We start from the raw sequence: 19,969 nt of genomic DNA on the forward strand, positions 1-19,969 counted from the left end.
GCCATGGCGACGATCAAGGATGTGGCAGCGCTCGCGGGGATTTCCTACACGACCGTGTCCCACGTGGTGAACAAGACGCGGCCAGTGAGCGAAGAAGTGCGGCTCAAGGTCGAAGCGGCTATCGAGCGCCTGGACTACGTGCCCAGCGCCGTGGCCCGGTCGCTCAAGGCCAAGACCACGGCAACTATCGGCCTGCTGGTGCCCAACAGCCTCAACCCGTACTTTGCCGAACTGGCCCGGGGAATCGAGGATTACTGTGAGCGCAACGGCTACTGCGTGATCCTGTGCAATTCCGACGACAACCCGGACAAGCAGCGCAGCTATTTGCGGGTGCTGCTGGAAAAACGCATCGATGGCCTGATCGTCGCTTCCGCTGGGGGCGATGTCGGCCTGGCCGAAGGGCTGGCCAACGTGCGCACGCCCATGGTTATCGTCGACCGCGGTCTCGACGGCGTGGACGCGGACCTGGTGCGCATCGACCATGAATACGGCGCGTACCTGGCGACCCGGCACTTGCTCGAACTTGGCCACCGGGATATCGCGTTCATCGGTGGCCCGGCCGATACCAGCGTGGCGCAGATGCGCCGGGCCGGTTACTGCCGCGCCCTGGAAGAGGCCGGGATCGAGCTGCCCGTCGGTCGCATGTTCGAAAGCGATTTCACCAGTACCGGTGGCTACCGCGCAGCAGCGCAGTTGCTGGAGAACCAGCCGCCAAGCGCGATTTTTGCCGCCAACGACATGATCGGCATCGGCGTGTTGCGCGCCGCTGCCGAGCGCAACGTGCGGGTGCCCAGCGAACTGTCCGTCATCGGTTTTGATGACATTCAAATGAGCCGCTATGTCTACCCGGCGTTGACCACGGTGGGGCAGTCGATCCTGCAGCTCGGCGAGATGGCGGCGCAAGTGCTGCTGCAGCGTATCGCGACGCCACGGGTTGCCACCGAACAGCGGATTGTCACGCCCAGTATTGTCCTGCGAGAGTCGACTGCGCCGCTGTCCGGTACATTCGCCCAATACCGCTGAAACCGAATTGATGAGTAGTGATGTATGCCAGCAAAAGTAGTGGTAATAGGCAGCCTGAACATGGACTTGGTGGCTCGGGCGCCGCGCCTGCCCCGTGGCGGTGAGACGCTGATTGGTGAGTCGTTCTGCACCATCCCCGGTGGCAAGGGCGCCAACCAGGCGGTGGCCGCCGCGCGCCTGGGCGCGCAGGTATCGATGGTTGGCTGCGTCGGCAGCGATGCCTATGGGCAGCAACTGCGAGGGGCGCTGCTGGCCGAGGGCATCGATTGCCAGGCGGTCAGTGCGGTGGACGGCTCGAGCGGCGTCGCGCTGATCGTTGTCGATGACAACAGCCAGAATGCAATCGTCATCGTTGCCGGTGCCAACGGTGCGCTCATCCCCGATGTCTTGGACCGTTTCGATGAGGTGCTGCAAGGCGCCGATGTCGTCATCTGCCAACTCGAGGTGCCGGATGCGACGGTGGGTTATGCCCTCAAGCGGGCCCGCGAACTGGGCAAGATCGTCATCCTCAATCCTGCCCCCGCGTCCCACGCGTTACCGGCCGATTGGTACGCCTGCGTCGACTACCTGATCCCCAATGAAAGCGAAGCAGCCGTGCTCAGCGCATTGGCGGTGGACTCCCTGGAAACCGCCGAATCCGCCGCGGCGCATTTGATCGCGGCCGGTGCCGGCAAGGTAATCGTGACCCTGGGGGCCCAGGGACTGATGTTCGCCAATGGCGCCAGCTTCGAACACTTCCCGGCCCCGCGGGTCAAGGCGGTGGATACCACGGCGGCGGGTGACACTTTTGTCGGCGGGTTCGCCGCTGCCCTGGCCAGTGGCAAAAGCGAGGTCGAGGCGATTCGTTTCGGCCAGGCCGCCGCCGCGCTGTCAGTCACCCGCGCCGGCGCGCAGCCTTCAATCCCAACTTTGCTCGAAGTACAGGCTTTCAAATCATGAAAAAGACGCCGTTGTTGAATGTGGCACTGTCGCGACTGATCGCCTCGCTCGGGCATGGCGACAAGGTGGTCATCGGTGATGCCGGCCTGCCGGTGCCGCCCCAGGTCGAGCTGATCGACTTGGCACTGACCCATGGCATACCGGACTTCGTCAGCACCTTGAAGGTGGTGCTCAGCGAAATGCAGGTAGAGAGCCACGTGCTGGCCGAGGAAATCCTCGACAGACAACCGGCAGCCCTGGCGACGCTCGACGCGCTGCATGCCGAAGGCGCGCTGGGCACGCGTGAACGGGTCAGCCATGAGCAATTCAAGATTCTCAGCCGAGAAGCCCGGGCGATCATTCGCACAGGAGAATGCTCCCCGTATTGCAACATCGTGCTGATCGCCGGGGTGACGTTCTAACCCGGCACCGTCGAGTTCTGTCAACCTGCACAAGGAGTGCGCCATGCACCGCTATGCTCAGAAAATGCACCAATTGTTCCGGAGTCTGCTGCTCTTGTCCTTGATCACTGCTACGAGCGCCCAGGCGGCGGAAAAGATCGACCTGATCATCGACACCGATCCCGGTGCCGACGACGTGGTGGCGCTGTTGTTCGCCCTGGCATCGCCCGAGGAATTGAACATCCGCGCGCTGACCACTGTCGCCGGCAACGTGCGCCTGGACAAGACTTCCCGCAACGCTCGCCTGGCCCGGGAGTGGGCCGGGCGTGAAGAGGTGCCGGTGTACGCCGGTGCGCCGAAGCCGCTGTTGCGCACGCCCATCTACGCGGAAAACATCCATGGCAAGGAAGGCCTGTCGGGTGTCACCGTGCACGAGCCCAAGCAAGGGCTGGCCAAGGGCAACGCGGTCAACTACCTGATCGATACGCTGAAGGCGGCCAAGCCCCACAGCATCACCATCGCCATGCTGGGCCCACAGACCAACCTGGCCCTGGCGTTGATCCAGGAGCCCGACATCGTCCAAGGCATCAAGGAAGTGGTAATCATGGGCGGCGCGCATTTCAACGGCGGCAACATCACGCCAGTGGCTGAATTCAACCTCTACGCCGATCCGCAGGCGGCCGAGGTGGTCGCCAAAAGCGGCGTGAAGCTGACATACCTGCCGCTGGACGTGACCCACAAGATCCTCACCAGTGAAGCGCGCCTGAAGCAGATCGCCGCGCTGAACAACAATGCCAGCAAACTGGTGGGCGATATTCTCAATGAATACGTCAAGGGCGACATGGAGCACTACGGCATGACCGGTGGACCGGTGCATGACGCGACGGTGATCGCCTACCTGCTCAAGCCGCAGCTGTTTACTGGGCGTTCGGTCAATGTCGTGGTGGACAGTCGCGAGGGGCCGACATTCGGGCAGACCATCGTCGACTGGTACGACGGCCTGAAAGCGCCGAAGAACGCGTTCTGGGTGGAAAACGGCGATGCCCAGGGCTTTTTCGATCTGCTGACCGAGCGTCTCGCGCGCCTCAAATGACCTGCCTGTCTGCGCGCCCGCAGGGTAGTTCCTGGGCGCGCAGTTCAATCCACCGCGTCAACGACGCTGGTATATCGTTCGAACGCCTGCTGGATGAAGTTGCGGGCGACCTCCGTGCCCAATTCCTTGACCAGCAGTTCTATGCCGATGATCGCCAGTTCTTCCGGGCTGGCCGGGCTGTAGGAGCTGTGGCCCTCCGTCCATTTGGCATTGATGGTGGCTTCGATGCTGACGGTGCTCATGGTAGGGCTCGCGAGAGTGGGAGGCTGTAGGTTGAGTTAAGCATTTTTGCCTTGGATTTGGCACTGCCACTTAGGCATCAGGCAAGGGCTGTGCGACACTTGTTTTTTTGTTTTTCAAGGAGCCATCGCAGTGCAGATCGACTTGAACGCTCCTGGCGGCCTGACCCTTGAGGCGGTTCGCCAGTTGCTCGCCTCAGCCAGCGATGACGAGCATACCCAGCTGCGGGTGACCAAGGGCGGCATCGCCTATCTGTCTTCGGGTGTGGTCGGCGGTGCCGACATCGACGGCCTGCTGTTTCGGCTCGAGACGTGGGCCAAGGGCTCGGGCTATGTCGGGCGAGTCGCTGCCAGCGACGAGGTCTGGGTCATGCAGATCTATAACGCGCTGAAGGACAATTGGCCTCATCCGCCCTTTGATTACATCGACGTTTATTAAGCGTCGTTCATATTCAGTCACGATTGCGGGCTGAACGGACGGCCGGGCTCAGGCAAACTCCGATTTTCCGAATGAGGGGCGGGCCAGTAGCCAAGGCGTTGAAACCAAGCGCCGTTTGGGTGGTCGCACGCTCTCTGTTTATTTTTTGAAAAAGGAGGCTTCATGCCTTGGAAGCTCGCGTCATTGAGTATCGTGCTGGTCGCCGCAGGCTTGAGCGGTTGCAGCAGTTCCCCTGAGTCGGCCCCGGACGCTGTGGCAACCGAGAGCGCCAACAGCCGCTGCGAAGCAAAGGCCGCTGAGTTCGCCATCGGCAAACAGGCCTCGCCGCAATTGCTGGAGCAGGCTCGCACCCGTGCCGGCGCGCAGAATGCCCGGATCCTCAAGCCCAATGACATGGTGACGCTTGAGTACCGCTCCGACCGGCTGAATCTCAATACCGACGCCAACCTGGTGGTCAACCGAGTGAACTGCGGCTGATCGAGCGTTTTCAATCGCCCATAAAAAACCCCGTCACATGGACGGGGTTTTTTTAGCGCGCCGAGAAATTACTCTGGGCGAACCTGTGCAGCTTGCATACCCTTTTGGCCTTTCTCAGCCACGAAGGAAACGGTCTGGCCTTCTTTCAGGCTTTTGAAACCGTCGCTTTCGATAGCTTTGAAGTGTACGAACAGGTCGTCACCGCCACCTTGAGGAGTGATGAAGCCGAAGCCTTTTTCATCGTTGAACCATTTAACGGTGCCGGTTTGGCGATTAGACATGGTGTATCTCCAAGAAACATATATTTTCAGTGTACTGTGCTGCTCAGGCCAACTGGGCACACCCGGGTATCATAGTCGAAATGTTCGATTTGGGAGCCCCCCGGACGCACTGTTTGCCAATCAGTCGTGTTTTCTTTACCGTCCCAACCCGCTGAAGCCCCCGGTTTTAAAGGGTTTTAGCCGAAAGTAAAGACGATAAAAAAAGCTGTAAAACCTGAATAAATCGTTCAAAAAAGCCTGAAATCAGTGTTTTTTAGCGCCTCAAGGCCTGCCTCGAAACCCTGTCCCGTCACTTTTTCGGCTTGTCGGTTGCCTTGCATTTTGCAATCTGTCCAAGGGCCTTTTGCTGCAGTTCCGGGGTGGCCTTGTTGTCCATCAGCGCCTGGATATCTGACGCCGGGTAGGACTTGATCGCATCGGCCCCGCAGGCACAATGAGATTTGGCGGCCGCAGCGCCGATCTGCGGTGTTGCCGCTTCCGTGCACTGGGCCATGTATTTTTCGCGTTCGCCCTTGGGCCAATCGGCGTGGGCGGTGAGCGGAAGCAGCAGGGCGAGGGGGGCGACTACTGCGAACAATGTATTCAGACGCATGCGAAGATGCTCCTTTGGGTCGATGTCTTGATATCTGAGGCGTTGCGCTCGCTTCAGTTCAGCACTCTGGCATAAAAACCTGGATTTGCACCGGCTTGAATTCGAGCACGGTCATGACCGTTCATCTGTGCTAGCATGCCGGGCTCGGGTATTTCTCAGGCTCCGGATGACGACAGGTCCCGGCGGCGGCAAATGTTCGATTAACCCTGATTTGAATCCCAGTCACTCTGGTTCGGTTTTCCCGGTTGGCCGCAAGGCTCCTGCCGCTGTAAGGCAGGCGTTCCTCGTTGAACGGCCTGGACTGGATCTTGTACTGGCTCATCCCAACCCACGTGACCTTTGGTAGGGGTCACCACTAGGAGAGGAGGCGCCATGCCAACTATTACTCTTCCCGATGGCAGTCAACGTTCATTCGATCACCCGGTTTCCGTAGCCGAGGTCGCCGCATCCATCGGCGCAGGCCTGGCCAAGGCCACCCTGGCCGGCAAGGTCAACGGCAAGCTGGTCGACGCCAGTGACGTTATCGACAGCGACGCCACGCTGCAAATCATCACGCCAAAGGATCAAGAGGGGCTGGAGATCATTCGCCACTCCTGCGCGCACCTGGTCGGCCATGCGGTCAAGCAGTTGTACCCGAGCGCGAAAATGGTCATCGGGCCCGTCATCGATGAAGGCTTCTATTACGACATCGCCTTCGAGCGTCCGTTTACGCCCGACGACATGGCCGCCATCGAACAGCGCATGCAGCAGCTGATCGAGAAGGACTACGACGTCATCAAGAAGGTCACCCCGCGCGCCGAAGTCATCGAAGTGTTCAAGGCTCGTGGCGAGGATTACAAGCTGCGTCTGGTAGAAGACATGCCGGACGAGCCGTCCATGGGCCTGTACTACCACGAAGAATACGTCGACATGTGCCGTGGCCCGCATGTGCCGAACACGCGTTTCCTCAAGTCCTTCAAGCTGACCAAGCTGTCCGGCGCCTACTGGCGTGGCGATGCGAAGAATGAGCAGTTGCAGCGCGTCTACGGCACCGCCTGGGCGGACAAGAAGCAGCTGGCGGCCTACATCCAGCGCATCGAGGAAGCCGAGAAGCGCGACCACCGCAAGATCGGCAAGCGCCTTGGCCTGTTCCACACCCAGGAAGAATCCCCGGGCATGGTGTTCTGGCACCCGAACGGCTGGACCCTGTACCAGGTGCTTGAGCAGTACATGCGCCAGGTCCAGCGTGAAAACGGCTATCTGGAAATCAAGACGCCGCAAGTGGTCGACCGCAGCCTGTGGGAGAAATCCGGGCACTGGGCCAACTACGCCGACAATATGTTCACCACCCAGTCGGAAAACCGCGACTACGCGATCAAGCCGATGAACTGCCCGTGCCACGTGCAGGTGTTCAACCAGGGCCTGAAGAGCTACCGCGAACTGCCGATGCGCCTGGCCGAGTTCGGTGCCTGCCACCGAAACGAGCCATCGGGTGCACTGCACGGCATCATGCGCGTGCGTGCATTCACCCAGGACGATGCCCATATCTTCTGCACCGAAGAGCAGATGCAGGCCGAATCCGCCGCCTTCATCAAGCTGACCATGGACGTCTATCGGGACTTCGGCTTTACCGAAGTCGAGATGAAGCTGTCCACTCGTCCGGAAAAACGCGTTGGCTCCGACGAATTGTGGGATCGCGCCGAAGCAGCGTTGGCCGCTGCCCTCGATAGCGCGGGCCTTGCGTACGATCTGCAGCCGGGCGAGGGGGCCTTCTACGGTCCGAAGATCGAGTTCTCGCTGAAAGATTGCCTCGGTCGCGTCTGGCAATGTGGTACCTTGCAGCTCGATTTCAACCTGCCGATCCGTCTGGGCGCTGAATATGTGTCCGAAGACAACAGCCGCAAGCACCCGGTCATGCTTCACCGCGCGATCCTCGGTTCCTTCGAGCGTTTCGTCGGGATTCTGATCGAACACTACGAGGGAGCATTCCCTGCGTGGCTGGCGCCGACCCAGGCAGTGATCATGAATATCACTGATAAACAGGCAGATTTTGCCGCCGAAGTCGAAAAAACTCTCAATCAAAGCGGATTTCGTGCCAAGTCCGACTTGAGAAATGAAAAGATCGGCTTTAAAATCCGCGAGCATACTTTGCTCAAGGTTCCCTTTCTCTTGGTTATCGGAGATCGGGAGGTCGAGATGCAGACTGTCGCTGTGCGTACTCGTGAAGGTGCTGACCTGGGCTCGATGCCCGTCGCCGAATTTGCTGAGTTCCTCGCGCAAGCGGTTTCCCGGCGTGGTCGCCCAGATTTGGAGTAATTATTATTAAGCGTGAAATGAGACAAGATAAACGAGCTGCACCGAAAGCCCCGATCAACGAGAATATCTCGGCACGCGAGGTTCGGTTAATTGGCGCTGACGGCGAGCAGATTGGCATCGTCTCGATTGATGAAGCGCTTCGTATTGCTGAAGAAGCCAAGCTTGATCTGGTAGAAATTTCCGCAGACGCAGTCCCACCGGTTTGCCGGGTGATGGACTACGGCAAGTCGATCTTCGAAAAGAAGAAGCAGATTGCCGCGGCGAAGAAAAACCAGAAGCAGATTCAGGTAAAAGAAATCAAGTTTCGTCCAGGGACGGAGGAAGGGGATTACCAGGTAAAACTGCGCAACCTGGTACGTTTCCTGAGTGATGGGGACAGGGCCAAGGTATCCTTGCGATTCCGCGGCCGTGAGATGGCCCACCAGGAGCTGGGGATGGAACTCCTCAAGCGGGTTGAACAAGACCTGCTCGAGTACGGTTCGGTCGAACAGCATCCTAAGATGGAAGGACGCCAGCTGATCATGGTCATCGCCCCGAAAAAGAAGAAGTAATCAACAGGGCACGGCAGGCCTTCTGATTATGTTTATCAACTGAATGCGGAGTATCCGAACATGCCAAAAATGAAAACCAAAAGTGGTGCTGCTAAGCGGTTTCTGAAAACTGCTAACGGTATCAAGCACAAGCACGCTTTCAAGAGCCACATCCTGACTAAAATGTCGACCAAGCGTAAGCGTCAACTGCGCGGTAGCAGCTTGCTGCATCCGTCTGACGTGGCAAAAGTCGAGCGCATGCTGCGCCTTCGTTAATTTTAGTCAAGAATAGAGGAAGTAACTCATGGCTCGTGTAAAGCGTGGCGTCATTGCCCGTAAGCGTCACAAAAAAATTCTGAAACTTGCTAAAGGCTACTACGGCGCACGCTCCCGCGTATTCCGTGTTGCCAAGCAAGCGGTAATCAAGGCAGGCCAATACGCCTACCGTGACCGTCGTCAGAAAAAACGTCAGTTCCGCGCTCTGTGGATCGCTCGTATCAACGCTGGTGCTCGTGTTAACGGTCTGTCCTACAGCCGTTTCATCGCTGGCCTGAAAAAAGCGTCCATCGAGATCGACCGTAAGGTTCTGGCTGATCTGGCAGTGAACGAAAAAGCGGCGTTTGCTGCGATTGTCGAGAAAGCTAAAGCCACCTTGGCTTAAGTACCCCCGGCAGTCACCGGGGTCCACCTCTGTGGGCCCAGGTGTCAAACGTCATAAATAGGGGAAGAGCCTTAAAGCTCTTCCCCTATTTTGTATCTGGAGTCTGTACATGGAAAACCTGGATGCGCTGGTCGCTCAAGCACTAGAGGCTGTGCAAAGCGCTGAAGATATCAATGCCCTGGAGCAAATCCGGGTTCACTACCTTGGCAAGAAAGGCGAGTTGACTCAGGTGATGAAGACCCTGGGGAACCTGCCGGCTGAAGAGCGTCCGCAAGTCGGCGCGCTGATCAACGATGCCAAGGAGCGTGTCACAGAAGTCCTGAATGCGCGCAAGGCGTTGTTCGAGGAAGCGGACCTGGCTGCCAAGCTCGCCGCCGAATCCATCGACGTGACCCTGCCTGGCCGCGGCCAGACTTCCGGCGGTCTGCATCCGGTAACCCGGACCCTGGAACGCATCGAGCAGTTCTTCACCCACATCGGCTACGGCATTGCCGAAGGCCCTGAGGTCGAAGACGACTATCACAACTTCGAGGCGCTCAACATCCCAGGCCATCACCCGGCCCGGTCGATGCACGACACCTTCTATTTCAATGCGAACATGCTGTTGCGCACCCATACCTCGCCGGTACAGGTCCGCACCATGGAATCGCAGCAGCCGCCGATCCGGATCGTCTGCCCAGGCCGTGTGTACCGTAGCGACTCCGATATCACCCACTCGCCGATGTTCCATCAGGTCGAAGGCCTGCTGGTTGATCGCGACATCAATTTCGCCGACCTGAAAGGGACGATCGAAGAGTTCCTGCGGGTGTTCTTCGAAAAAGAACTGGCCGTGCGTTTCCGCCCTTCGTACTTCCCGTTCACCGAGCCATCCGCTGAAGTCGACATGGAATGCGTGATGTGCAGCGGTAAAGGCTGCCGCGTCTGCAAGCAGACGGGCTGGCTGGAAGTCATGGGCTGCGGCATGGTTCACCCGAACGTGCTGCGCATGTCCGGGATCGACCCGGAAGAATTCTCGGGCTTTGCCTTCGGCATGGGCGTCGAGCGCCTGGCCATGCTGCGTTACGGTGTGAATGACTTGCGCCTGTTCTTCGACAACGACTTGCGGTTCCTCGCGCAATTTCGCTAGGTCGCGGTCCGTAACGAATCTATTAGGAGAACAGGATGAAATTCAGTGAACAGTGGCTGCGCGGCTGGGTAAGCCCGCAGGTAAGCCGGGACGAGCTGGTTGCTCGCCTGTCGATGGCCGGTCTTGAGGTCGATAGCGTAACGCCGGCCGCCGGTGAATTCAGCGGCGTGGTGGTGGGCGAGGTGCTGGGCACCGAGCAGCACCCGGATGCTGACAAATTGCGGGTTTGCCAGGTCAGCAATGGTACGGAAACCTTCCAGGTAGTCTGCGGCGCACCCAACGTGCGCCCGGGCCTGAAGATCCCGTTCGCCATGATCGGTGCCGAACTGCCGGGCGACTTCAAGATCAAGAAAGCCAAGCTGCGTGGCGTCGAGTCTAACGGCATGTTGTGCTCCCAGGCCGAACTGCAGATCGGCGAAGGCAACGATGGCCTGATGGAGCTGCCGGCCGATGCGCCGGTGGGCCAGGACATTCGTGAATACCTGAACCTGGACGATGCCAGCATCGAAGTCGACCTGACGCCGAACCGTGGCGACTGCCTGTCCCTGGCCGGTCTGGCCCGTGAAGTCGGCGCGCTGTATGCCGCCCCGGTTGCACGTCCTGCGGTCGCGACCGTGCCGGCCGTGCACGACGAAGTGCGTTCGGTTGAAGTCCTGGCGCCGGCGGCGTGCCCGCGTTACCTGGGCCGCGTGATCCGTAACGTCGATTTGTCCAAGCCGACACCGCTGTGGATGGTCGAGCGCCTGCGCCGCGCCGACGTGCGCAGCATCGATGCCGCTGTCGACATCACCAACTACGTGATGCTGGAGCTGGGCCAGCCGCTGCATGCGTTCGATCTCGCCGAAATCAATGGCGGCATCCGCGTACGCATGGCCGAGGAAGGTGAAAAACTGGTCCTGCTCGACGGCCAGGAAGTGACCCTGCGCAGCGACACGCTGGTAATTGCCGACCATGCTCGCGCACTGGCCATTGCCGGCGTGATGGGTGGCGAGCACAGCGGTGTCTCCACCACGACCCGTGACGTGTTCCTGGAAAGCGCATTCTTCGACCAGATCGCCGTCGCTGGCAAGGCCCGCTCCTATGGCCTGCACACCGATGCCTCGCACCGTTACGAGCGTGGCGTGGACTGGCAACTGGCCCGCGAAGCCATGGAGCGCGCCACTGGCCTGCTGCTGGAGATCACCGGTGGCGAAGCCGGCCCAATCATCGAAACCGTCAGCGAACAACACCTGCCAAAGATTGCACCGGTCACCTTGCGTGCCCAGCGCATCACCCAGATGCTGGGCATGGAAATGGATCCGGCCGAAGTCGAACGCCTGCTCAGCGCCCTGGGCCTGAACATCAGCGCCGACGGGGCAGGGCAGTGGCGTGTCGAAGTGCCAAGCCATCGCTTCGATATCAGCCTGGAAGTCGACCTGATCGAAGAACTGGCCCGCCTATATGGTTACAACCGCTTGCCGGTCCGCTACCCGCAAGCGCGCCTGGCGCCGCAGGCCAAGGCTGAAGCCCGCAGCGACCTGCCGGAGCTGCGCCGCCTGCTGGTGGCCCGTGGGTATCAGGAAGCAATCACCTACAGCTTCATCGATCCGCGTCAGTTCGAACTGTTCAACCCGGGAGTCGAGCCGCTGTTGTTGGCCAACCCGATCTCCAACGACATGGCGGCGATGCGCTCGTCCCTGTGGCCAGGCTTGGTCAAGTCGCTTCAGCACAACCTGAACCGTCAGCAGGATCGCGTGCGCCTGTTCGAAAGCGGCCTGCGTTTCGTTGGTCGGTTGGAAGGTTTGAAGCAGGAGCCGATGCTGGCCGGTGTCGTCTGCGGCAGTCGTCTGCCGGAAGGTTGGGCACAAGGTCGCGATGTCGTCGACTTCTTCGACGTCAAGGCTGACGTGGAAGCGGTGCTGGGCTTCGCCGGCGCGCTCGACGCGTTCACTTTCGTACCGGGCAAGCATCCGGCGCTGCACCCGGGGCAGACCGCGCGCATCGAGCGAGATGGGCGTGAAGTCGGTTATGTCGGTGCCATCCACCCTGAATTGTCGAAAACCCTGGGTCTTGATCGTCCTGTCTTCGTTTTCGAGCTGGTTCTGGCCGAAGTCGCACTGGGGAAAATGCCGAAATTCCAAGAGTTATCGCGCTTTCCTGAAGTGCGTCGTGACCTGGCGTTGCTGGCTGATCTCGAGGTTGCATCCAGCGCTGTGCTGGAAGTAATTCGTGAAAATGCAGGCGAATGGCTGACGGACCTCAGGCTATTTGACGTGTATCAGGGTAAAGGCATTGATCCGCATAGAAAAAGCCTTGCAGTCGGCTTGACCTGGCAGCATCCATCGCGCACTCTTAATGACGATGAGGTGAATACCGCAACGCAAAACATCCTCACCTCGCTCGAAAACAGGTTGAACGCCACGTTAAGGAAGTGACGTATGGGGGCTCTGACGAAAGCTGAGATGGCGGAACGTCTGTATGAGGAGCTGGGCCTGAATAAACGGGAGGCCAAAGAATTGGTCGAACTGTTTTTTGAAGAAATCAGGCACGCTCTCGAGGACAACGAACAGGTGAAATTGTCGGGTTTCGGCAATTTCGACCTTCGGGACAAACGTCAGCGGCCTGGCCGCAATCCGAAAACGGGAGAAGAAATCCCGATCACGGCTCGCCGTGTGGTCACCTTTCGTCCAGGGCAGAAGTTGAAGGCCCGAGTTGAGGCTTATGCTGGAACCAAGTCATAACGACGAACTACCCGTCATCCCGGGCAAACGCTACTTCACCATTGGTGAAGTCAGCGAGCTGTGTGCGGTAAAACCGCACGTGCTGCGCTATTGGGAGCAGGAGTTTCCTCAACTCAACCCGGTCAAGCGCCGCGGCAACCGCCGGTATTATCAGCGACAAGACGTGCTGATGATCCGGCAGATCCGCGCGTTGCTGTACGACCAAGGGTTCACCATCGGCGGCGCGCGCCTGCGCCTCTCCGGTGACGAGGCCAAGGACGACACAACCCAGTACAAACAAATGATCCGCCAGATGATCGCCGAGCTTGAAGATGTGCTGGTGGTACTCAAGAAATAAATTTCTGTTTTAAATACTTCCAGTTTTCAAAAGCTTGCGATATATTCCTGAGCGTTCCGCTGAGAAGCGGGACAAGATTCACGCCTAGTCGGGGCGTAGCGCAGTCCGGTAGCGCACTAGCATGGGGTGCTAGGGGTCGAGTGTTCGAATCACTCCGTCCCGACCATATTTTTCAATGACTTAGCCCAACTCTAACCAGTTGGGCTTTTTCATTTTCTTTTTTTAATGACCCGCTGCTATTCCGATGCAGCCCTTTCGAGGTCATCGCCGTAGTCAAAAAAGTGGAAACACACTTGAGGCTGTGCCAGCATCCGGACACGAACTTATGGCAAGGAAGCTGAACAATGATGGATGCCCTGGAAGGCACGCCACTCTGGGTTTACGGCGCATTTCTCTTGGTCTGCTACTACGGCTTAAGCGCAAGGAAAACCAGTCGTGAGAGCCGGCGATCCCTGATCATCACACCGGTTATCCTGGTGATCTGGTCACTCTTTTCCCTCAGCTACGCGGGTCGTGTTGAGCTGACCGTGGGCAGTTGGTTGACGGGCATGGTCTTAGGTGGCTTGGCTGCATTTGCGTTATTCCCTCGACGTGGACTGACGTTGGATGAGGAGGGCAAGCACCTGATCGTGCCGGGGACATATAAAGTTCTTGGTATCTCGCTTCTCTTTTTTGCCGTGAAATACTTCATCGGTTATCAAGCTGCCGTACATCCAGAACTCTCGGCCACGGTGGAAATGCTCGTCCTTGCTGGCACCGCTTCAGGGTTTACGGTCGGCTTGTTCTGCGGCCGCTCAGGCGTCTTTTACTCAGCATGGCTTGCACGTCGAGATGGCCATGAAAATAAACGTACGGTTTGATCTCGCTCGTCGATGGCTCGATGCGCGCTTAATCAGGCCACCGGCATGATTGCCTATTCACCATGTTTTGCCGGCCCCGCCGAGCACCGATGGTTTAACTCAAGAACGCCCAAATAATGTCGATACCCCGTTATCGTGCATTCATGGAGCGGGTGGAGATGTTTGGATATTTGGCAGGCAAGGCAAAGGCGTTATCAGAGTCTGTTGGAGACAAGGCGCTTTCTGCAAAGGACTCTATCCTGGACTCTGTTGGCGAAGGCAAGCACGCAGCCGCTGATCAAATGAATAAGTACTGGCCGCAGATCGAACGCGTGCTGGTGGATGGTTTGCTTACCGTCGCGCATGACCGCATAAAAGACGACGAGGTCTTTTTGCTCGTGGCGGAAAAAGCATTTGAGTTACTGCCTGCCCCTGTACGCCTTATCCTGCCAAGGTCGGTTTTCCTGGCGCAAACTGAGAAGCGCCGTGCGTCTATCGTTGGGATGATCGAGTCCAAGCGGGAACAGCGTTTGGCGTTGGAAGGTCCTGCTTCGACCGAAGTCGCGACAAAACCAGCTGATTCGTAACGGTCTAGGAATCAGGTAGCTGAGCCGATCACGATAGATCGGCTTTTTTGTGCGCGGACAATTCATTACACCACGTCACAAATGAAGTACCCAGCCCCACCTTTATCCCCTCCAGGTAACTTCCTAACATCCACTCCATGTCGCCGCTCCGCCATTCCGGCGGGGGGCTCACTGGAGACTTTCCCATGCCTTTCATCAGCGTTCGTATCACCCGCGATGGCGTCACCCAGGAGCAGAAAGCCCAGGTGATCGCCGAGATCACCCAGACCATGCAGACGGTGCTCAACAAGGATCCGCACCTGACTCACATCGTCATCGAGGAAGTCGACACTGACAACTGGGGCTACGCCGGTATCACCACCACCCAGTACCGCAAACACCTGGCGGAGTCGAAATCATGACACGCACGGTCAGTATCGACTTTGTTTCGGATGTGGTGTGCCCCTGGTGTGCACTGGCGGCTACGGCGCTGGACCAGGCGATTAAGAATCTCGCTGGCCAAGTTGTTGTCGACCTGACGTTCAAGCCCTTCGAGCTGAACCCGGATATGCCGGCCGAAGGTGAGAACGCGGTCTTGCACATGATGCGCAAGTACGGCCGCAGCGCCGAGCAAGTCGCTTCGCGCAACGAAATGATCATCGCCCGCGGCGAGGCCATTGGTTTCAAGTTCGATCTGGAAAAACGCAGCCATTTCTACAACACCTTCGATGCCCATCGCTTGCTGTTGTGGGCGGCGCAAGAGAGGCTTCAGGCCGCGCTGAACAAGCTGCTGATCGAGGCGTATTTCACCGACGGCCAAAACATCAGCGAGCGGGAAACCCTGGTGCGCCTGGCCAGCGAGGCGGGGCTTTCTACCGCTGGTGCACGCAAGGTCTTGGCAGAGGGCACGTATGCCATGGAAGTGCGGGAGCTGGAGCGTTTCTACCATCAGCGGGGGATCGATTCGGTGCCGGCGATGGTGGTGAACGGGCGTCAATTGATCGCTGGATCACAGTCGGTCGAGCAGTACGAAGAAGTCCTCCGGCAGCTTTCACAAGAGCCCGCCGAAGTCTGATTGCACAACTTTCTATCCATTTTTTACTGAGCGAGAAATCATCATGAGCCATTCAAAAAAAGTAGTTGTTGTAACAGGTGCTTCCCAAGGCCTGGGTGCAGGCATTGTCGAAGGCTTCCGCAAACTGGGTTATCAGGTCGTCGCGACGTCCCGTTCGATCAAACCTTCTACCGATCCGGACATCCTCACCGTGGCCGGTGACATCGCCGATCCCGCCACCGCCGAGCGCATCATCCGCGAAGGCGTGGCCCGCTTCGGTCGCATCGACACGCTGGTCAACAATGCCGGGGTGTTCCTTGCCAAACCGTTCACCGACTACACCTTGGAAGACTATGTAAACGTCGTGGCCACCAACATGGGCAGCTTCTTCCACATGTCGCAACAAGCCATCGCGCAGATGGAAAAGCAAGGCGACGGTGGCCACGTGGTCAGCATCACCACCACGCTGGTCGACCATGCTGTAGAAGGAGTGCCTTCGGTGCTGGCCTCGCTGACGAAGGGCGGCATGAACGCTGCCACCAAGTCGCTGGCCATCGAGTACGCCAAGCGCGGGATCCGGGTCAACGCCGTTTCGCCCGGCATCATCAAGACCCCGATGCACAGCGAGGAAACCCACGCCGCGCTGGGCAGCTTGCACCCGGTCGGCCACATGGGTGAAGTCGAGGACATCGTGGGTGCGGTCCTGTACCTGGACAGCGCGGCTTTTGTTACCGGGGAAATTCTCCACGTCGACGGTGGGCAAAGCGCCGGTCATTGATCAGGCTTCCCCGTTTGGTCGCGGTAACCAAGCCCAATCTGCAAGGATTGGGCTTTTCCATGCCTGGAAAAAATGCCAGGCCGATGGTTGTCGCCGTTGCGATCAGAAGATGAACTTGAACAAGGCAATGACCACGATCAGGCCGATCAGGAAAATGATACCTACGGTGCCGCCTAGAAATTTCAACATGATAGTGCTCTCATCGGATGGGCTTAAATGTCTAGACCACCGTCGACAATGCTCGTTTCGTTGAATATTCGCTCACGACGAATCAGTGAACCGCCCAGGACCTTGGAATGGCGACCTGATCGAATTTTGAAACGGTCTTGATCCAATAGCGCCGGTAATCGGTCTGGTCCGGCGCCAGGGGTTTGTGGGTTGACCAGTGGTGCTCCGCCTTCAGGCTCGCGCGGTACGCTTCCCATTCTTTCTGCTCGGCAACTTCCCTGGCCTTGATCCTGTCATCGAACCAACCCAGGACATACGCTTCGCCCTGATCCGTGCCGTGTGCTATCAGCAGATAAATTTCTGTCATTACCTGGTCCGCCGTTCAATCCTGAAACCCAGTTACTGGCCTTATCTGGGTATCGGCCGCTGTTGGATGTTTTTGAGGGTTATTGATCAGCGGCGTGGTTCGCGGAGCTGGACAAGTCGGCGACAGCCTGACAAAGCCAGATAGTCCAGGGCTGTAACGCGATGGGTCGGCTGCGTTTCACTCAAGTTTTGGGTTCAGCCACCAGCAACAGCGACTGCGGCACTGGGCTTTGCGGGTGCTGCGGCTCCTGCAGGCCGGCCAGTCGGAAGCCGGCCATCTCCAGCGCATTGAGCCAACTGGACAAGGTGCGAAAGTACCAGGGCATGGGCTGCCATTGGCCTTGGAACTCGGCGAAGGTTTCTTCTCGCCAGCCATCCTGGTAGTTGCCCGCCGCCGCGCTCCATGGATGCAGGGTCTGGATCACCAGGGCGCCGCCAGGAGAGAGCAGGGCGTTCATGGCGGCGAGCAGCGGGATAATGTCCTGGTGGAGCAGGGCGAAGTTGGCGCAAATCAGGTTGTAGTCGCGGCCGACGTCCACCTTGGCCTGGGCCAGTTCATCGTAGTTCGCCACATACACTTGGGAAGAGCCTGCCGCCCGCGCGGCGTCGACCAGTGTTGCGTCGCCGTCCACGCCGACCGCTTCGATGGCCCGCTCGGCCAGGGCCCGCAACAACCAGCCCTCACCGCAACCCAAGTCGAGCACACGCTCGGGTTGACGGCTCAGCACCGCCAGCAGGATGGCCTGATCGGTCACCTTGACGCGGCTTTCAAGGGCGCCGGTGCGCACGGCTTCGATCCAGGATTGGGCGTTGTGCTGCCAGCTCTGCACGAGGGCGGATTCGGGGGCGGGCATCGTCATGTCCGGATGGATGGGTGGAATACAAGGATAGGACAAGTGCGGCCTGGTCACTAACAGTCGACGTGGGTGTCCAGGTTGCGGTGAGCTTGTCCTGCACGATGGACGAGTATCCCGGCGCTTATGTTGTTCGGTGCAAGAGCCATCCCTGGCCCACGCACGGGCTACAGCTTAGAACTTGAAGCGCCCCACCAACCCCTTGAGTTGCCCGGAAATATCCGTCAAACGCCCCGAACCGGTCTGCGCCGAGTGAGCAAATTCCTCGACCAGCTGCGCATCGGCATGAATCTGCGCGATGTGCCGGTTGATGTCTTCGGCCACCTGGTGCTGCTCCTCGGCGGCCGTGGCGATCTGGGTGTTCTGGTCGCGAATCGAGTCCACCGAATGGCGGATCTTGTCGAAACTGTCCCGGGCTTGTTGGATGCGCTCGACGCTGGTTTGCGACACCTGCAGGCTGCCTTGCATCTGCAGCGTGACTTCCTGGGTGCGCCGCGCGAGGTTGCCGAGCAGGCTATCGATCTCGCCAGTGGAGTCGGCGGTACGCCGTGCCAGGGCGCGCACTTCGTCGGCTACCACGGCAAACCCACGACCCTGGTCACCGGCGCGCGCGGCTTCGATGGCGGCGTTGAGGGCGAGCAGGTTGGTCTGTTCGGCAATCGAGCGGATGGTGTCGAGGATGGTGTTGATGTTCTTGCTGTCCTGTTCGAGCGCCTGCATGGTTTGGGTGGACTTTTGCAGGTCGTCGCTCAGTTTCAACACGCTGCCAGTGGCTTCCCCGATGTGCTGCTGGCCGGTGTGCACGTCGCGGTAGCCCTCGTCGGCACTGGTGGCGGCCTGGCTGCAGGAACGGGCCACTTCGTTGGCGGTGGCGACCATTTCGTTGAAAGCGGTGCTCACCAACTCCACGGCCTGGCGCTGGCGCCCGGCGGCTTCGTTCATGTTCTGGGCGACTTCGCTGGTGTCCGCCGCAGCATTTTGCAGGTCGGAAGAGGCGCTGCCGATGCGCTGCACCAGTTGCGCGATCATGCCCAGGAATTGGTTGAACCAGCTGGCCAGGGTTGCTGTTTCGTCCTTGCCCTGCACCGTGAGTTTGCGGGTGAGGTCACCTTCACCTTCGGCGATCTCCTGCAGGCCGTTGGCAACGCCGCGAATCGGCCGGACGATCACGCTGGCGAAACTCGCACCGACGATGGCGAAGACCACGGCGAGGGCGGCGGCAATGACCGCGATCAGCCACGTCAGGCTCGACGCCTCGGCCATCACTTCGTCACGCTTGATCAGGCCGATGAAGCGCCAGCCCAGGCCTTTGGAGCTGACCACGTTGGCCATGTAGGGCACACCGTCGATTTCGATCTGGGTCACGCCATCGCTGCTTTTGGCCAGCTCGGCATAGTTGGGGCCCAGGTCGGCCAGCGGCTTGAAGTTGTGCTTGGCATCGGCGGCGTCTACCAGGACGTTGCCGTTGGCTTCCACCAGCATCAGATAGCCGCTGTCGCCCAGCTTGATGTTCTTGACCAGTTCGGTGAGTTGCTTGAGCGACACGTCCAGGCCAACGACGCCCACCAGTTTGCCGGCGGCGTCGGAGACCGTATGGACGATACCAATCAAGGAAACATCATCCGGCGCCCAATAATAGGCGTCGGTGCGCACGTTAGTGCCCGGGGCGGCGATAGCGGCCTTGTACCAGGGGCGCACGCGTGGATCGTAGTTGGAGATCTTCGGATCATCCGGCCAACTGGCGTAGCCACCATCCGCCAGGCCCACGGAAAGGTAGGCGGTAGTCGGGTGGCTCTTGGCGAATCTGTCGAAGATTTCCAGGAGCTGTTTGTTGTTCTCGGGCAAGGGGATCTGTGCCGCGTCTGCACCGGAATAGTTTTTCAGGTCCTTGGCTGCGACGATCCGTGGATCCTTGGCGAAAAACTCGACGTTCTGGCTGATGCCGTCGAAGAACTGCTTCATGCCATTGTCGATCTGGCGAATCTCGCGGCCGCTGCTGTCCAGGAAGTTGGTTTTCGCGGCGTCGCGCAGGTTCAAGACAACCAGCACCGCCACCAGGACGACCGGAAGGCAGGCGATGGCCGCGAACGCCCATGTCAGCTTCTGTTTGATATTCATGACTTCTCCCGCGGATATTTTTTTAAGTGTTGGAACGGCGGAAACATCAGCGGTGAGCGTTACGTGTTGGGTAAAGGGAACGCGCCCATGCCTA

At 59.1% G+C, this 19,969-nt stretch carries 25 protein-coding genes and 1 tRNA gene; 20 read left to right on the forward strand and 6 right to left on the reverse strand.

Features of this window, described 5'->3' with window-relative positions; genetic code table 11:
* Window positions 1-3: 3 nt before the first annotated feature.
* From AD663_RS08915 to AD663_RS08930, 4 genes are read left to right on the forward strand one after another with little or no spacing between them, the layout of a single operon-like run.
* Window positions 4-1,023 carry a LacI family DNA-binding transcriptional regulator gene (locus tag AD663_RS08915; RefSeq protein WP_003179947.1) on the forward strand — a complete coding sequence of 340 codons (1,020 nt, stop codon included), beginning with the start codon at window positions 4-6 and terminating at the stop codon, window positions 1,021-1,023.
* Between the two features lie 24 nt (window positions 1,024-1,047).
* Window positions 1,048-1,962, forward strand: a complete 915-nt coding sequence (gene rbsK, locus AD663_RS08920) for a ribokinase (protein WP_003179949.1) — start codon at window positions 1,048-1,050, stop codon at window positions 1,960-1,962.
* The gene (gene rbsD / locus AD663_RS08925) at window positions 1,959-2,363 is read left to right on the forward strand and encodes a D-ribose pyranase (RefSeq protein WP_003179951.1); all 405 of its coding nucleotides are present in this window, start codon (window positions 1,959-1,961) and stop codon (window positions 2,361-2,363) included. The genes rbsK and rbsD overlap by 4 nt, the downstream gene beginning before the upstream one ends.
* Window positions 2,364-2,406: 43 nt before the next feature.
* Window positions 2,407-3,435 carry a nucleoside hydrolase gene (locus tag AD663_RS08930; RefSeq protein WP_003179952.1) on the forward strand — a complete coding sequence of 343 codons (1,029 nt, stop codon included), beginning with the start codon at window positions 2,407-2,409 and terminating at the stop codon, window positions 3,433-3,435.
* 44 nt (window positions 3,436-3,479) lie between these two features.
* Here the strand turns inward: AD663_RS08930 and AD663_RS08935 are convergent, their stop codons facing one another.
* On the reverse strand, window positions 3,480-3,677 hold the full coding sequence (locus AD663_RS08935) for a hypothetical protein (protein WP_003179954.1): 198 nt from the start codon (window positions 3,675-3,677) through the stop codon (window positions 3,480-3,482).
* 130 nt (window positions 3,678-3,807) lie between these two features.
* Between AD663_RS08935 and AD663_RS08940 the strand changes: the two genes are divergently transcribed.
* Entirely contained in the window at window positions 3,808-4,113 is a 306-nt protein-coding gene (locus tag AD663_RS08940; RefSeq protein ID WP_003179956.1) for a hypothetical protein, read from the forward strand.
* 162 nt (window positions 4,114-4,275) lie between these two features.
* A complete protein-coding gene (locus tag AD663_RS08945) occupies window positions 4,276-4,590 on the forward strand; it encodes an I78 family peptidase inhibitor (protein ID WP_003179958.1) in 315 nt (104 codons plus the stop codon).
* Between the two features lie 68 nt (window positions 4,591-4,658).
* On the opposite strand, the gene AD663_RS08950 is transcribed toward AD663_RS08945, so the two are convergent.
* A complete protein-coding gene (locus tag AD663_RS08950) occupies window positions 4,659-4,871 on the reverse strand; it encodes a cold-shock protein (RefSeq protein WP_003179963.1) in 213 nt (70 codons plus the stop codon).
* 289 nt (window positions 4,872-5,160) lie between these two features.
* Complete coding sequence (locus AD663_RS08955) at window positions 5,161-5,463, reverse strand: hypothetical protein (RefSeq protein ID WP_003179965.1); 303 nt, start codon at window positions 5,461-5,463, stop codon at window positions 5,161-5,163.
* 372 nt (window positions 5,464-5,835) lie between these two features.
* Here AD663_RS08955 and thrS point away from each other — a divergent pair, with 372 nt between their 5' ends.
* The 14 genes from thrS (at window position 5,836) to AD663_RS09025 (ending at window position 16,369) form a co-directional block, all read left to right on the forward strand.
* On the forward strand, window positions 5,836-7,758 hold the full coding sequence (thrS, locus tag AD663_RS08960) for a threonine--tRNA ligase (protein WP_003179966.1): 1,923 nt from the start codon (window positions 5,836-5,838) through the stop codon (window positions 7,756-7,758).
* Window positions 7,758-8,309, forward strand: a complete 552-nt coding sequence (gene infC / locus AD663_RS08965; RefSeq protein WP_169432615.1) for a translation initiation factor IF-3 — start codon at window positions 7,758-7,760, stop codon at window positions 8,307-8,309. The genes thrS and infC overlap by 1 nt, the downstream gene beginning before the upstream one ends.
* 60 nt (window positions 8,310-8,369) lie before the next feature.
* Window positions 8,370-8,564, forward strand: coding sequence for a 50S ribosomal protein L35 (gene rpmI / locus AD663_RS08970; protein WP_002553160.1), 195 nt, complete (start codon window positions 8,370-8,372; stop codon window positions 8,562-8,564).
* A 28-nt stretch (window positions 8,565-8,592) separates the two neighbouring features.
* Window positions 8,593-8,949, forward strand: a complete 357-nt coding sequence (gene rplT / locus AD663_RS08975; protein ID WP_002553161.1) for a 50S ribosomal protein L20 — start codon at window positions 8,593-8,595, stop codon at window positions 8,947-8,949.
* 109 nt (window positions 8,950-9,058) lie between these two features.
* Window positions 9,059-10,075, forward strand: a complete 1,017-nt coding sequence (gene pheS, locus AD663_RS08980) for a phenylalanine--tRNA ligase subunit alpha (RefSeq protein WP_003179979.1) — start codon at window positions 9,059-9,061, stop codon at window positions 10,073-10,075.
* Between the two features lie 35 nt (window positions 10,076-10,110).
* Window positions 10,111-12,489, forward strand: coding sequence for a phenylalanine--tRNA ligase subunit beta (gene pheT, locus AD663_RS08985; RefSeq protein ID WP_003179980.1), 2,379 nt, complete (start codon window positions 10,111-10,113; stop codon window positions 12,487-12,489).
* A 3-nt stretch (window positions 12,490-12,492) separates the two neighbouring features.
* A complete protein-coding gene (gene ihfA, locus AD663_RS08990) occupies window positions 12,493-12,795 on the forward strand; it encodes an integration host factor subunit alpha (protein ID WP_002553164.1) in 303 nt (100 codons plus the stop codon).
* Window positions 12,776-13,132, forward strand: coding sequence for a MerR family transcriptional regulator (locus AD663_RS08995; RefSeq protein WP_003179985.1), 357 nt, complete (start codon window positions 12,776-12,778; stop codon window positions 13,130-13,132). The genes ihfA and AD663_RS08995 overlap by 20 nt, the downstream gene beginning before the upstream one ends.
* Window positions 13,133-13,221: 89 nt before the next feature.
* A tRNA-Pro gene (locus tag AD663_RS09000) sits at window positions 13,222-13,298 on the forward strand.
* 178 nt (window positions 13,299-13,476) lie between these two features.
* Window positions 13,477-13,992, forward strand: coding sequence for a hypothetical protein (locus AD663_RS09005; RefSeq protein ID WP_003179986.1), 516 nt, complete (start codon window positions 13,477-13,479; stop codon window positions 13,990-13,992).
* A gap of 116 nt (window positions 13,993-14,108) precedes the next feature.
* Window positions 14,109-14,558, forward strand: a complete 450-nt coding sequence (locus AD663_RS09010) for a hypothetical protein (protein ID WP_152632712.1) — start codon at window positions 14,109-14,111, stop codon at window positions 14,556-14,558.
* Between the two features lie 185 nt (window positions 14,559-14,743).
* Entirely contained in the window at window positions 14,744-14,959 is a 216-nt protein-coding gene (locus tag AD663_RS09015) for a 4-oxalocrotonate tautomerase family protein (RefSeq protein ID WP_003179987.1), read from the forward strand.
* Complete coding sequence (locus AD663_RS09020) at window positions 14,956-15,612, forward strand: DsbA family oxidoreductase (RefSeq protein WP_003179989.1); 657 nt, start codon at window positions 14,956-14,958, stop codon at window positions 15,610-15,612. The genes AD663_RS09015 and AD663_RS09020 overlap by 4 nt, the downstream gene beginning before the upstream one ends.
* 43 nt (window positions 15,613-15,655) lie before the next feature.
* Window positions 15,656-16,369: an SDR family NAD(P)-dependent oxidoreductase gene (locus AD663_RS09025; RefSeq protein WP_003179990.1), complete on the forward strand. Its 714-nt coding sequence runs from the start codon at window positions 15,656-15,658 to the stop codon at window positions 16,367-16,369.
* Between the two features lie 271 nt (window positions 16,370-16,640).
* Here the strand turns inward: AD663_RS09025 and AD663_RS09030 are convergent, their stop codons facing one another.
* The 3 genes from AD663_RS09030 to AD663_RS09040 all read right to left on the reverse strand — a co-directional run bounded on the left by AD663_RS09030 (window position 16,641) and on the right by AD663_RS09040 (window position 19,875).
* Window positions 16,641-16,904 carry a hypothetical protein gene (locus tag AD663_RS09030; protein WP_003179992.1) on the reverse strand — a complete coding sequence of 88 codons (264 nt, stop codon included), beginning with the start codon at window positions 16,902-16,904 and terminating at the stop codon, window positions 16,641-16,643.
* A 181-nt stretch (window positions 16,905-17,085) separates the two neighbouring features.
* Entirely contained in the window at window positions 17,086-17,757 is a 672-nt protein-coding gene (locus AD663_RS09035) for a bifunctional 2-polyprenyl-6-hydroxyphenol methylase/3-demethylubiquinol 3-O-methyltransferase UbiG (RefSeq protein ID WP_003179994.1), read from the reverse strand.
* Between the two features lie 174 nt (window positions 17,758-17,931).
* Complete coding sequence (locus tag AD663_RS09040) at window positions 17,932-19,875, reverse strand: methyl-accepting chemotaxis protein (RefSeq protein WP_003179996.1); 1,944 nt, start codon at window positions 19,873-19,875, stop codon at window positions 17,932-17,934.
* Window positions 19,876-19,969: the final 94 nt, after the last annotated feature.

Source organism: Pseudomonas sp. Q12-87 (assembly GCF_001269755.1).
Classification (GTDB): domain Bacteria; phylum Pseudomonadota; class Gammaproteobacteria; order Pseudomonadales; family Pseudomonadaceae; genus Aquipseudomonas; species Aquipseudomonas fluorescens_S.

What these genes read in the sequence shown, in the direction of transcription:
- rplT (WP_002553161.1), top strand. Translation starts at nt 8,593, where the DNA reads ATGGCTCGTGTAAAGCGTGGCGTCATTGCCCGTAAGCGTCACAAAAAA.
- AD663_RS08915 (WP_003179947.1), top strand. Translation starts at nt 4, where the DNA reads ATGGCGACGATCAAGGATGTGGCAGCGCTCGCGGGGATTTCCTACACG.
- pheS (WP_003179979.1), top strand. Translation starts at nt 9,059, where the DNA reads ATGGAAAACCTGGATGCGCTGGTCGCTCAAGCACTAGAGGCTGTGCAA.
- AD663_RS09005 (WP_003179986.1), top strand. Translation starts at nt 13,477, where the DNA reads ATGATGGATGCCCTGGAAGGCACGCCACTCTGGGTTTACGGCGCATTT.
- AD663_RS08930 (WP_003179952.1), top strand. Translation starts at nt 2,407, where the DNA reads ATGCACCGCTATGCTCAGAAAATGCACCAATTGTTCCGGAGTCTGCTG.
- AD663_RS08935 (WP_003179954.1), bottom strand. Translation starts at nt 3,677, where the DNA reads ATGAGCACCGTCAGCATCGAAGCCACCATCAATGCCAAATGGACGGAG.
- rpmI (WP_002553160.1), top strand. Translation starts at nt 8,370, where the DNA reads ATGCCAAAAATGAAAACCAAAAGTGGTGCTGCTAAGCGGTTTCTGAAA.
- ihfA (WP_002553164.1), top strand. Translation starts at nt 12,493, where the DNA reads ATGGGGGCTCTGACGAAAGCTGAGATGGCGGAACGTCTGTATGAGGAG.
- rbsD (WP_003179951.1), top strand. Translation starts at nt 1,959, where the DNA reads ATGAAAAAGACGCCGTTGTTGAATGTGGCACTGTCGCGACTGATCGCC.
- AD663_RS08955 (WP_003179965.1), bottom strand. Translation starts at nt 5,463, where the DNA reads ATGCGTCTGAATACATTGTTCGCAGTAGTCGCCCCCCTCGCCCTGCTG.
- AD663_RS08945 (WP_003179958.1), top strand. Translation starts at nt 4,276, where the DNA reads ATGCCTTGGAAGCTCGCGTCATTGAGTATCGTGCTGGTCGCCGCAGGC.
- AD663_RS09020 (WP_003179989.1), top strand. Translation starts at nt 14,956, where the DNA reads ATGACACGCACGGTCAGTATCGACTTTGTTTCGGATGTGGTGTGCCCC.
- pheT (WP_003179980.1), top strand. Translation starts at nt 10,111, where the DNA reads ATGAAATTCAGTGAACAGTGGCTGCGCGGCTGGGTAAGCCCGCAGGTA.
- rbsK (WP_003179949.1), top strand. Translation starts at nt 1,048, where the DNA reads ATGCCAGCAAAAGTAGTGGTAATAGGCAGCCTGAACATGGACTTGGTG.
- AD663_RS09030 (WP_003179992.1), bottom strand. Translation starts at nt 16,904, where the DNA reads ATGACAGAAATTTATCTGCTGATAGCACACGGCACGGATCAGGGCGAA.
- AD663_RS09040 (WP_003179996.1), bottom strand. Translation starts at nt 19,875, where the DNA reads ATGAATATCAAACAGAAGCTGACATGGGCGTTCGCGGCCATCGCCTGC.
- AD663_RS09025 (WP_003179990.1), top strand. Translation starts at nt 15,656, where the DNA reads ATGAGCCATTCAAAAAAAGTAGTTGTTGTAACAGGTGCTTCCCAAGGC.
- thrS (WP_003179966.1), top strand. Translation starts at nt 5,836, where the DNA reads ATGCCAACTATTACTCTTCCCGATGGCAGTCAACGTTCATTCGATCAC.
- AD663_RS09035 (WP_003179994.1), bottom strand. Translation starts at nt 17,757, where the DNA reads ATGCCCGCCCCCGAATCCGCCCTCGTGCAGAGCTGGCAGCACAACGCC.
- AD663_RS09010 (WP_152632712.1), top strand. Translation starts at nt 14,109, where the DNA reads ATGTCGATACCCCGTTATCGTGCATTCATGGAGCGGGTGGAGATGTTT.
- AD663_RS08995 (WP_003179985.1), top strand. Translation starts at nt 12,776, where the DNA reads ATGCTGGAACCAAGTCATAACGACGAACTACCCGTCATCCCGGGCAAA.
- AD663_RS08950 (WP_003179963.1), bottom strand. Translation starts at nt 4,871, where the DNA reads ATGTCTAATCGCCAAACCGGCACCGTTAAATGGTTCAACGATGAAAAA.
- AD663_RS09015 (WP_003179987.1), top strand. Translation starts at nt 14,744, where the DNA reads ATGCCTTTCATCAGCGTTCGTATCACCCGCGATGGCGTCACCCAGGAG.